Consider the following 10,156-nt stretch of genomic DNA (forward strand, 5'->3'; position numbering starts at 1 on the left):
CGGGTGAACGGACCCGAGATCACCTTCGAAGTAGCCCCGGAGCTGCGGCTCTTCGTCGCCCACGAGCGTCGTCAGGGCCGCACGGCGGTGACCACGGACGGGTCGTCGACCCTCGGGCACGTCGTGGAGTCGCTCGGCGTCCCGCTCACCGAGGCGGGGCAACTCCTCGTGGACGGAGCCGCCGTGCCCGCGTCCCACATCCCCGGGCCGGGAGAGTTCGTCCACGTCGGTGCGGTGCGACGGCCGCAGCAGGTGCCGGGCGCGCCGCTGCGATTCCTGCTCGATGTCCATCTGGGCACACTCGCCCGCCGGTTGCGCCTTCTCGGCGTGGACGCCGCCTACGAGAGCGAGGACATCGGCGACCCCGCGCTCGCCGCTCTCTCCGCACGGCAGAAGCGCGTCATGCTCTCCCGCGACCGGGGGCTGCTCCGGCGCCGGGAGATCTGGGCGGGGGCCTACATCTACAGCGACAAGCCCGACGAGCAGCTCCGCGACGTCCTCGGCCGCTTCGCCCCCGCGCTCGCACCGTGGACCCGCTGCACCGCCTGCAACGGCGAACTCACCGCAGCGGACAAGGACTCCGTGAGCAGCCGCCTGGAGCAGGGCACGCAGGCGGGCTACGACGTCTTCGCGCAGTGCACGGCCTGCGGCCGGGTCTACTGGCGGGGCGCCCATCACGCCCGGCTGGAAGCCATCGTGACGGACGCCTTGCGGGAGTTCGGCGGGACGGACGGACAGGCACCGGCCGGCTGAGGCGTCGGGGCCGCCTGCCGGGCACCCCTGCCCCCAGATCCCGCCCGGTCCCAGGTCCCGCGCGGACCCAGATCCAGCCCGGACCCAGATCCCGCGCGGACCCAGATCCAGCCCGGACCCAGATCCCGCGCGGACCCGGCCCTCGGGTCTCAGGGCCGGGCGTCCGTCAGATAGCGCTGGACGGTGGGGGCGAGCCAGGCGACAACCTCGTCCCTGGACATGTCGACGGCGGGCTCGATCCGCAGGACGTAGCGCGCCAGCGCCATGCCCAGGATCTGCGAGGAGACCAGGGCCGCCCGGCGGGGCGCGTCCGCGGGGTCGGGGCAGACGCCTGCGGCTATCGGGCCCAGTTGCTCGGCGAAGACGGCCCGCATCCGCTCGGCCCCCGCCTCGTTGGTGACACCGACCCTGAGCAGGCCGGTCAGTACGTCGTCCTGCTCCCAGCGGTCCAGGAAGTGCCCCACCAGTACCGCTCCGATGTGCTTGCCCGGAAGGGCGCCCAGGCCGGGCAGCCGCAGGTCGATCGCGGACGCGGCGGCGAACAGCCCCTCCTTGGAGCCGAAGTAGCGCATGACCATGGACGGATCGATGCTCGCGTCACGGGCGATGGCCCGGATGGTGGCGCGCTCGTAGCCGTCGGCCGCGAACCGCTCCCGCGCGGCGTCGAGGATCGCGGCCTTCGTGGCATCCGAGCGGCGGGGCGAGGAGGGGGCGCGCACTGTCATGCCAACAACTGTAGGCCAACAACCGTTGACAAGCCACATCCGCGCGCCCTACCGTTGCCAACAAGCGTTGACCAACAACCGTTGGCATGAGCCGTTGGAGGCCGCCATGACCGGCACGACCAGCACAGGATCCAGCCGCACCGACACCGTCGACGTCGCGATCGTGGGCGCGGGCCCCACCGGGATGCTCCTGGCCGGCGACCTCGCCGCTCAGGGCCTCTCGGTCACCCTCGTCGAGCGCCGCCCCCCGACCACTGGCAACCTCACCCGGGCGTTCGCCGTACACGCGCGCACCCTGGAGCTGCTCGACACCCGAGGCCTCGCCGACCCCCTGATCTCGACCGGGACCCAGCTCGGCCGACTGCGCCTCTTCGGCCGGCTCTCGCTCGACCTGACCCGACTGCGGAGCCGCTTCCCCTTCCTTCTCATCACCCCGCAGTACGAGGTGGAGCGCCTGCTGAAGGAGCGTGCGCTCAAGGCAGGCGCCCGCATCCTGTACGGCACGGAGCTGACCGACCTGAGACAGTCCACCACCGACGACACGGTCACCGCTGGGCTGCGCGGCACCGACGGTGAACGCACCACCCTCCGGGCCCGCTTCCTCGTGGGAGCGGACGGGGTGCGCAGCTCGGTCCGCACGGAGCTCGGGCTGCCCTTCCCAGGCGAATCCGTGATCAGATCCATCGTCCTCGCCGACGTCCGCCTCACCGAGGCGCCTTCCGGGATCCTGACGGTCAACGGCGCGGGTGACGCCTTCGCCTTCATCGCCCCCTACGGCGACGGGTGGTACCGCGTCATGGGCTGGAACCGCACCCACCAGGCCGAGGACAGCGACCCCGTGGAGCTGGACGAGCTGCGCGAGATCGCCCGCACGGCGCTCGGCACCGACTACGGCATGCACGACGCCCGGTGGATCTCCCGCTTCCACAGCGACGAACGCCAGGTACCCGCCTACCGTGTCGGCCGGGTGTTCCTCGCGGGAGACGCCGCCCACGTCCACTCCCCGGCGGGCGGCCAGGGAATGAACACCGGCCTCCAGGACGCGGCGAACCTCTCCTGGAAGCTCGCCGCCGTGCTGCGCGGCAGCTCCGGAGACCCCGAGGCGCTGCTCGACAGCTACCACGCGGAGCGGCACCCGGTCGGCGCGCAGGTGCTGCGCGCCAGCGGCGCCATCATCCGTCTGGCCATGGCCAGGACACCGCTGCAGCGATTCACCCGCTGGGTTGTCACCCACGCCCTCTCGCTCGTGCGGCCCGCCTCGGACAAGGCCATCGGGCGCATCTCCGGCGTGGGGATCTCCTACGGCGCCCCGAAGGGAAGCCACCGACTCGCCGGGACCCGGGCGCCCGACCTGCGCCTCGCGGAGGGCCGTCTGCAGGAGCTCCTGCGCGAGGGCGCCTACGTCCTGGTCACCCCGCCGGACGCCCCCGCCCCCGGCGGGCCCGCCCCCCTCGTCCACGCCCACTGGGACGGCGACCGCACGACCACGCTGCTCATACGCCCTGACGGATACATCGCCTGGGCGAGCGAGCGGCCCGACCCCGAGGGCCTCCGGAAGGCCCTGAGCCTCTGACCGCCCACCCGGCGCTCCTGCCGACCGCGCGACACCGGCCCGCTCGGGCCCGCTCGGGCCAGCTCGGGCCCGCGGGGCCCCCGCCCCGGTACGGGCCGGGCATGACAGGGTTGGCCTCATGCTCGTCGCCCGGTCAGCCGCCCTCTTCGTCGTCGCCGCGCTGTTCGAGATCGGGGGCGCCTGGCTGGTCTGGCAAGGAGTGCGCGAGCATCGCGGCTGGATCTGGATCGGGGCGGGGGTCATCGCCCTCGGCGCGTACGGCTTCGTGGCCACGCTCCAGCCGGACGGAGACTTCGGCCGCATCCTCGCCGCGTACGGCGGCGTGTTCGTGGCCGGCTCGATCGTGTGGGGCATGGTCGCCGACGGCTACCGTCCGGACCGCTGGGACGTGGCCGGCGCCCTGGTCTGCCTGGCAGGCATGGCACTGATCATGTACGCCCCCCGCAACCACTGACCCCCAGCTTCCGCACCCCGCCTATCCTGGGCCCCGTACCGATCAGCTGTCCGAGGAGTTCGCATGGCCGCCACCCCCATCGCCGTCATCACCGGCGCCAGCAGCGGCATCGGCGCCGCGACCGCCAGGCAGCTCGCCACAGCCGGATACCGCGTGGTACTCACCGCGCGCCGCAAGGACCGCATCGAGGCACTGGCGGCGGAGATCACCGAGGCGGGCCACCAGGCGACGGCCTACGCGCTGGACGTCACCGACCGTGCCGCGGTCGACGAGTTCGCGACCGCGTTCCGCTCCCTGGCCGTCCTGGTGAACAACGCGGGCGGCGCCCTCGGAGCCGACCCCGTGGCGACCGGCGACCCCGCCGACTGGCGCCAGATGTACGAGACCAACGTCATCGGCACGCTCAACATCACCCAGGCCCTGCTGCCGGCCCTCACTGCGAGCGGCGACGGCACGGTCGTGATCCTCTCCTCGACGGCCGGCCTCTCCACGTACGAGGGCGGGGGAGGCTACGTGGCCGCGAAGCACGGCGAGCACGTCCTGGCCGAGACCCTGCGCCTGGAGATCGTCGGCACCCCGGTCCGCGTGATCGAGGTCGCCCCCGGCATGGTCAAGACCGAGGAGTTCGCCACCACCCGTTTCCGCGGCGACACCGAGAAGGCCGCCAAGGTCTACGCCGGCGTGGACGCCCCGCTCACCGCCGACGACGTCGCCGACACCATCACCTGGGCCGTCACCCGCCCCAGCCACGTCAACATCGACCTCCTGGTCGTCCGCCCCCGCGCCCAGGCGTCCAACTCCAAGGTGCACCGCACCGGCTGAGTCGGCGTACCCGCACAAGCCGTCGACTCGTACGGGTGATCGCGGCGCATCCCGCGATCTACAACGTCCTCTACACAAAAGAGGCTGCCATCGAGCTGGCCGGGCATCTTTACTACCCGGGCTGCCTCAGCCTCGCACGCAAGCAGACAGCAGCTGAGAACCTGCGCTCCTGGGAGCGCCCGGCAGCCATGCGTCTGCGACCGGTGAGTCGCCGCTGGAAGCCGTGGGAGGACCACATCCTGCTGGATCTCGGTGATGCCTCTGCCGCAGCCGTCGAACTGAGCCGGAGCGAGGCCAGTTGCTCGGTCCGTCTCTGGCGGTTGAAGACCGGCCAGGTCGAGCTCCCCCCAGCTGCTCCACCCAACCAGTAGGCGCCGACCGAGCGGGTTGGAGGCACCATGTGCCCTGGTCGCCTCCAGCCCGCCTCAGCCCTTCACGCAGATGATCTGCTTGATCTTGGCGACTACCTCCACCAAGTCCCGCTGCTGCTCCATGACCTGCTCGATCGGCTTGTACGCAGCCGGGATCTCGTCCAGGACACCCGAGTCCTTCCGGCACTCCACGCCCCGTGTCTGCTCCTCCAGATCGCGCGTCGTGAAGCGGCGTTTCGCCGCGTTCCGGCTCATCCTTCGACCAGCACCGTGAGACGCCGAGTTGAACGCCTTCTCGTTGCCGAGGCCCTTCACGATGTAGGAGCTCGTCCCCATGGAGCCGGGGATGATGCCGTACTCGCCGCTACCCGCGCGGATCGCGCCCTTGCGGGTGATGAGCAGGTCCATGCCCTCGTACCGCTCTTCCGCAACGTAGTTGTGATGGCAGGAGATCTCGCTTCCGAAGACCGGCTGCGCCCTCTTGAACTCCTTACGGACCACCTCCTTGAAGAGGGCCATCATGATCGCGCGGTTGTACTTGGCGTACTCCTGAGCCCAGTGGAGGTCGTTGCGGTACTCGGCCATCTGCGGGGTGTCCGAGATGAAGACCGCCAGGTCCCGATCGACCAGCCCCTGGTTGTGCGCCAGCCTCTGGGCAATGCCGATGTGATGCTCGGCCAGCTCCTTGCCGATGTTCCGCGAGCCTGAGTGCAGCATCAGCCAGACCGCCCCAGTCTCATCAAGGCAAAATTCGATCATGTGGTTGCCCGAGCCGAGCGTTCCCATCTGCTTAGTGGCGCGCTCCTGACGGAATTTGACCGCTTCGGCGACACCGTCGAAACGCGACCAGAAGTCGTCCCAGCCCTGGGTCGGGAAGCCGTGGAGCCTGCCCGGATCGACGGTCTCACCATGCATCCCCCGGCCGACCGGGATCGCCTGCTCGATCTTCGACCGGAGCCGCGAGAGGTCTCCCGGCAGGTCGTTGGCCGTCAGCGACGACTTCACCGCCGACATCCCGCAGCCGATGTCCACTCCCACCGCCGCCGGACAGACCGCCCCGTGCATCGCGATCACCGAGCCGACGGTCGCGCCCTTGCCGTAGTGGACGTCGGGCATGACGGCGAGGCCCTTGATCCACGGAAGCGTGGAGACGTTCCGCAGCTGCTGCATGGCGCCGTCCTCGACCGACGCCGGATCCGCCCACATCCGGATGGGGACCTTCGCACCCGGCACCTCTACATACGACATAACTCCTCGATTCCCCCGATAAAGACTGAAAGCGCAAAACTGGTGCCAAGGTCGACAAAAAGGCTGGTCGACCGGCAGTCACAGCGGCGCGTGCGATACACATTGTGTCCATCGGCCGCCATCGGGCGGCAACCCGTTTTCGTACCGAAGGGAGCCTGGGACCCGTGCGACACATGGCGTACGTACCCGGCGTAGCGCTTCTCGTGGCGCTCGTCGCCGGCTGCAGCGCCGGCTCCGACGCCGACGACCCCGCCGCCGACAGCAAGCCCGGCAGCCCCGCCGTCACGACCGCGCCTCCCGGGAAGTACCGGACGCTGCCCGAGTCCTGCCGTGCCGTGCCGCGCTCCACCCTCAAGGACCTGTTGCCGGGCACCGCGGAGCTGCCCGAGGAACAGCAGGAGAAGGTGTACGAAGGCACGGCCTCCGTCACCTACGACACCGACCGCAAGGTCGGCTGCCGATGGACGTCGGACACCCCGGACGCCTCGTGGAACCTGTCCATCGACTTCGAGCGCGTCGTCTCCTACGACCCCTCGGTGAGCGACGACGACCGCGCCAGGGAGGTCTACGCCACGAAGCAGGAGGACGCCGGGCTCGCCACGCCTGGTGGGGCCACCCCGAGCGAGAAGCCCAGCGGTTCCGCCTCCGCCTCTCCCGGCAGCACCCCCTCCGGTTCCCCGGACGGCAAGACCGCCGCCACCGGGTCGTCCGCCGCCGGGTCGTCCGCCGCCGGGTCCAACACCTCGCCGTCCACCGGTACCGGCAGCACCACCCCGGGCGCCGGCGACGAGGACCTCAGGCCCCGGCTGCTCGACGATCTCGGGGACGCCGCATTCCTCGACGATGTGCTCACCCCGGCGGGTTCCACCGCGCAGCACCGCACCGTGAGCGTGGTATTCCGCACATCGAACGTGATCGTGACCGTCCACTACGGTGAGCAGCCCGGTCGTGTCACCGAGGTACCCGACAGCAGGGAACTCCAGGAGAAGGCGCAGGCCCTGGCCCGAAATCTGGACGAGACCCTCAGCGACTGACCGGCCCCGCCGGCCGTCCGCGGAGTCCCCGGCCGGGCGTCCGGCGCCTGCAGGGCGCCGGCGCCCGAGGCGGCATCCGGTCTCGGTCCGTCGTACCGTGGCCCCCGGCCGACGTACCGGGCGGTGTTCCACCGTGACGCACGCGACCCGGCGGCCGGCCGACCGCCTTACGACACGTCGGGCAGCACCGACACCAGACAGCACGACCGACAGACCGTACGACCGACAGACAGCACGACCGCCCGTACCCGGAGCGTCCGAGCGTGAACCGCTCGAACGACCGGTGAACCGTCCGACCGGCACACCGCCCGCCCGCACGCGACCGACTCCGCCGTGCCGTCCGAGTGAAGGAACCATGCACCGATCAGCTCCGCGACTGTCCCGCATACTCGCCTGCGCCGCCGTTCCGGTGATGCTCGTCGTCGCCGGCTGCTCGTCGGACTCCGGCGACTCCAAGGACTCGGCCTCCGCGACCTCTCCGAGCGCGAAGAAGAGCGAGCCCACCGTCGAGCCGGCGAAGTACTCCACGCTGCCCGACGCCTGCACCGCGCTCTCGAAGAAGACGATCGAGGACCTGGTCCCGAAGGCGAAGACCAAGGGCGGCACCCCGGGCAAGTCCAGCGACACCGCGACCCGCGGCGGCTGCTCGTGGAACGGCCTGGACGACAACGGCGTCAAGGGTTCGCAGTACCGCTGGCTCGACGTCGGCTTCACCCGCTTCGACTCCGACCAGTCCCTGGGCAGCGGTGCCAAGCGCGCGACGGACGAGTACACGAAGCAGGTCGCCAAGGAGCAGGCGACCGAGGGAGCCGAGAAGCCCGCGTCCAAGCCCGTCACCGGTCTCGGTGAGCAGGCCACCGCCGTCACGTACGGCCTCGAGAAGTCGGACGACGACTTCGCCTACGCGACGGTGATCGCCCGCACCGGCAACGTCGTCGTCAGCGTCACGTACAACGGGGCCGGGCTCGCCGGCTCCAAGACGCCTTCGTCCGCCGACATCCTCAAGGACGCCCGGAAGGCCGCCGAGGAAGCCGTCGCGGCGGTCGGTTCGGACGACGACGAGAAGGCGGGCGCCTCGCCGTCCGCCAAGCCATCGGCGAAGTCGTCCACCAAGGCCTCGGCGAAGTCGTCCACGAAGCCCACGGCGAAGACGACCGCGAAGGCCACGAAGGCCTCGTAAGGGACACCGTTCGCAGGCGGCCCCGGGCGCGCGGATCCCTTCCCGGCCCCGCACGCATCCCCTCGCGGGGAGACGCACGCCCCCGGGCGGTCCCGCGAACGGGGCCCGTGAGGCCGCGGCCCGGCGCAGGACCACGGTGCGCGAAGGCCGAAGGCAATTCGTGACCGGAGTCGCACCCAGGCCTCAACTCCCCTGCCCAGAGGCACCTTCCCGCAGCCCGGCACTCCCCCGAGTGCCGGGCTGCGGCCCATCCCCGCGCAACACGCCCGGCCGGCATGTGCCAGGCTGTGCCCGCGCCGGATGCCGAAGTGGAGCCGGCTGTTCAAGTTCGGGAGGGGATCGCGGGTGGCCGCAATGCAGCTGACACGCGCACACCGCGTGCTCATCGGAATCGTCGTCGCCGGCGCCGTACTCATCGCAGCGATCGGTTTCGCGGGATCGTACGCCGCCGTCCGCGAGCTGGCGGAGGAGAAGGGCTTCGGGCAGTTCTCCCTGGTCTTCCCGATCGGCATCGACGCGGGCATCTGCGTGCTGCTGGCGCTGGACCTGCTGCTGACGTGGATGCGCATACCCTTCCCGCTGCTGCGTCAGACCGCCTGGCTGCTGACCGCCGCGACGATCGCGTTCAACGGCGCGGCCGCCTGGCCGGACCCGCTCGGCACCGGAATGCACGCGGTGATCCCGGTCCTGTTCGTCGTCGCCGTCGAGGCCGCGCGGCACGCCGTGGGACGGATCGCCGACATCACGGCGGACAAGCACATGGAAGGCGTCCGCCTCACCCGCTGGCTGCTCTCCCCCATACCCACCTTCAAGCTGTGGCGCCGTATGAAGCTGTGGGAGCTGCGCAGTTACGAGCAGGTCATCAAGCTCGAGCAGGACCGTCTGATCTACCAGGCCCGTCTGCAGGCCCGGTTCGGCCGGAACTGGCGCCGCAAGGCTCCCATCGAGTCGCTGATGCCGCTGCGTCTGGCGAAGTACGGCGTGGCACTCGCCGAGACCGCACCCGCCGGGCTCGCCGCCGCGGGCATCGAGCCCGCTCTGCTGCCCCCGTCCCCGGCGGCCCTGGAGACCGAGCGCCATCCCCAACTCCCTTACGCCCCGCAGGACCGGACGCAGGATCAGCGGCCTGAGCAGGAGTACGCCGCGGAGCGGGAACAGGACGCCCGGCGCGCACCCCATCGCTCGGACCCGCCCCAGCAGGACGAGGCGGACTCCGGCCCGCAGGACGAGTACGGGGTCGAGTACGGGTACGGGTACGACCCACAGGCCGTACCCGACGGACCCGACGGGTACGGAAGGCCGCACCCCCAGCAACAGCCGTACGCCCAGGAGGGCCCCGGCTCGCACGACAGCCCGTGGTTCGCGGCCCAGGTGCAGGACGAGCCGTACGAGGGCGCGTACGACCCGGACTACGAGGAGGGCCCCGAGTCCAGCCCGGTCATGATCCCCTCGGGCCCCGGGCGGACCCGCCCGCTCGGCAACGTCGGCACGATCGGTGCCTTCCCGCACCCCCGCGCCGCGGAACCCGGCCCGGGCCCGCAGGGCGGGGCGCAGCAGATGCCGGAGCAGCCCGCGCGGCTCGACGGTGAGGAACTCCACGACGACCGGCAGGAGACCGGGGCGGCCGACCCCGCCGAATCGGCCGAGGCGGAGATCGAGTTCGGCGAGATCGCCTACCAGGTGTTCGCCGCCTACACCCAGCAGCACCAGGACTACCCGAGCATCGAGGTGCTCGACATCCACCTCTCGGACGGGCACAACGTCCGCCACCCGCGCAGCACCGCGCTGCTGCGCAAGCTGCTGCCCGGCTTCAAGCAGCGCTTCAACATGGACGAGGCCGCCGACCACATCGCCTGACGGCGGACAGCAAACCGCGGACACGCGAACCGCGGACATGGGGACCGGGGGGGGGGGGGGGGCCCCCCCGGGGGGGGGGGGGGGGGGTTTGGGGCCCCCCCCCGGCCCCCCCCCGGGGGGCCCCCCCCCGCGGGGGGGC

General features: G+C 71.3%; 10 protein-coding genes. 8 read left to right on the forward strand and 2 right to left on the reverse strand.

The genetic code is table 11. The features are described from left to right. Positions 1 to 3 precede the first annotated feature (3 nt). Positions 4 to 753, forward strand: coding sequence for a Mut7-C RNAse domain-containing protein (locus tag ACGFNN_RS28225; protein WP_393560027.1), 750 nt, complete (start codon positions 4 to 6; stop codon positions 751 to 753). Between the two features lie 149 nt (positions 754 to 902). Here ACGFNN_RS28225 and ACGFNN_RS28230 read toward each other — a convergent pair whose 3' ends face one another. After that, positions 903 to 1,478: a TetR family transcriptional regulator gene (locus tag ACGFNN_RS28230; protein WP_393560029.1), complete on the reverse strand. Its 576-nt coding sequence runs from the start codon at positions 1,476 to 1,478 to the stop codon at positions 903 to 905. Between the two features lie 106 nt (positions 1,479 to 1,584). On the opposite strand from ACGFNN_RS28230, the gene ACGFNN_RS28235 reads away from it, so the two are divergent. The 4 genes from ACGFNN_RS28235 (at position 1,585) to ACGFNN_RS28250 (ending at position 4,698) form a co-directional block, all read left to right on the forward strand. After that, complete coding sequence (locus tag ACGFNN_RS28235; RefSeq protein WP_393560031.1) at positions 1,585 to 3,051, forward strand: FAD-dependent oxidoreductase; 1,467 nt, start codon at positions 1,585 to 1,587, stop codon at positions 3,049 to 3,051. A 118-nt stretch (positions 3,052 to 3,169) separates the two neighbouring features. Continuing rightward, positions 3,170 to 3,505 (forward strand): YnfA family protein, encoded by a 336-nt coding sequence (locus ACGFNN_RS28240; RefSeq protein ID WP_393560033.1) that lies wholly within the window; start codon positions 3,170 to 3,172, stop codon positions 3,503 to 3,505. Positions 3,506 to 3,568: 63 nt separating this feature from the next. After that, complete coding sequence (locus tag ACGFNN_RS28245; RefSeq protein ID WP_393560035.1) at positions 3,569 to 4,327, forward strand: SDR family NAD(P)-dependent oxidoreductase; 759 nt, start codon at positions 3,569 to 3,571, stop codon at positions 4,325 to 4,327. A 35-nt stretch (positions 4,328 to 4,362) separates the two neighbouring features. Next, positions 4,363 to 4,698, forward strand: a complete 336-nt coding sequence (locus tag ACGFNN_RS28250; RefSeq protein ID WP_393560037.1) for a hypothetical protein — start codon at positions 4,363 to 4,365, stop codon at positions 4,696 to 4,698. Positions 4,699 to 4,752: 54 nt separating this feature from the next. Here the strand turns inward: ACGFNN_RS28250 and ACGFNN_RS28255 are convergent, their stop codons facing one another. After that, positions 4,753 to 5,946 carry an RtcB family protein gene (locus ACGFNN_RS28255; RefSeq protein ID WP_393560039.1) on the reverse strand — a complete coding sequence of 398 codons (1,194 nt, stop codon included), beginning with the start codon at positions 5,944 to 5,946 and terminating at the stop codon, positions 4,753 to 4,755. A gap of 173 nt (positions 5,947 to 6,119) precedes the next feature. Here ACGFNN_RS28255 and ACGFNN_RS28260 point away from each other — a divergent pair, with 173 nt between their 5' ends. From ACGFNN_RS28260 to ACGFNN_RS28270, 3 genes are all read left to right on the forward strand, one after another. Next, positions 6,120 to 6,980: a DUF3558 domain-containing protein gene (locus ACGFNN_RS28260; RefSeq protein ID WP_393560134.1), complete on the forward strand. Its 861-nt coding sequence runs from the start codon at positions 6,120 to 6,122 to the stop codon at positions 6,978 to 6,980. 355 nt (positions 6,981 to 7,335) lie between these two features. After that, a complete protein-coding gene (locus tag ACGFNN_RS28265; RefSeq protein ID WP_393560041.1) occupies positions 7,336 to 8,160 on the forward strand; it encodes a DUF3558 domain-containing protein in 825 nt (274 codons plus the stop codon). 354 nt (positions 8,161 to 8,514) lie between these two features. Next, complete coding sequence (locus ACGFNN_RS28270) at positions 8,515 to 10,017, forward strand: DUF2637 domain-containing protein (protein ID WP_393560042.1); 1,503 nt, start codon at positions 8,515 to 8,517, stop codon at positions 10,015 to 10,017. Positions 10,018 to 10,156: the final 139 nt, after the last annotated feature.

It is taken from the genome of Streptomyces sp. NPDC048590 (assembly GCF_043199535.1).
Lineage (GTDB): Bacteria > Actinomycetota > Actinomycetes > Streptomycetales > Streptomycetaceae > Streptomyces.

Excerpts from the sequence above, each read along its gene's own strand:
- ACGFNN_RS28255 (WP_393560039.1), bottom strand. The coding sequence starts at position 5,946 with ATGTCGTATGTAGAGGTGCCGGGTGCGAAGGTCCCCATCCGGATGTGG.
- ACGFNN_RS28270 (WP_393560042.1), top strand. The coding sequence starts at position 8,515 with ATGCAGCTGACACGCGCACACCGCGTGCTCATCGGAATCGTCGTCGCC.
- ACGFNN_RS28260 (WP_393560134.1), top strand. The coding sequence starts at position 6,120 with ATGGCGTACGTACCCGGCGTAGCGCTTCTCGTGGCGCTCGTCGCCGGC.
- ACGFNN_RS28265 (WP_393560041.1), top strand. The coding sequence starts at position 7,336 with ATGCACCGATCAGCTCCGCGACTGTCCCGCATACTCGCCTGCGCCGCC.
- ACGFNN_RS28235 (WP_393560031.1), top strand. The coding sequence starts at position 1,585 with ATGACCGGCACGACCAGCACAGGATCCAGCCGCACCGACACCGTCGAC.
- ACGFNN_RS28245 (WP_393560035.1), top strand. The coding sequence starts at position 3,569 with ATGGCCGCCACCCCCATCGCCGTCATCACCGGCGCCAGCAGCGGCATC.
- ACGFNN_RS28230 (WP_393560029.1), bottom strand. The coding sequence starts at position 1,478 with ATGACAGTGCGCGCCCCCTCCTCGCCCCGCCGCTCGGATGCCACGAAG.
- ACGFNN_RS28240 (WP_393560033.1), top strand. The coding sequence starts at position 3,170 with ATGCTCGTCGCCCGGTCAGCCGCCCTCTTCGTCGTCGCCGCGCTGTTC.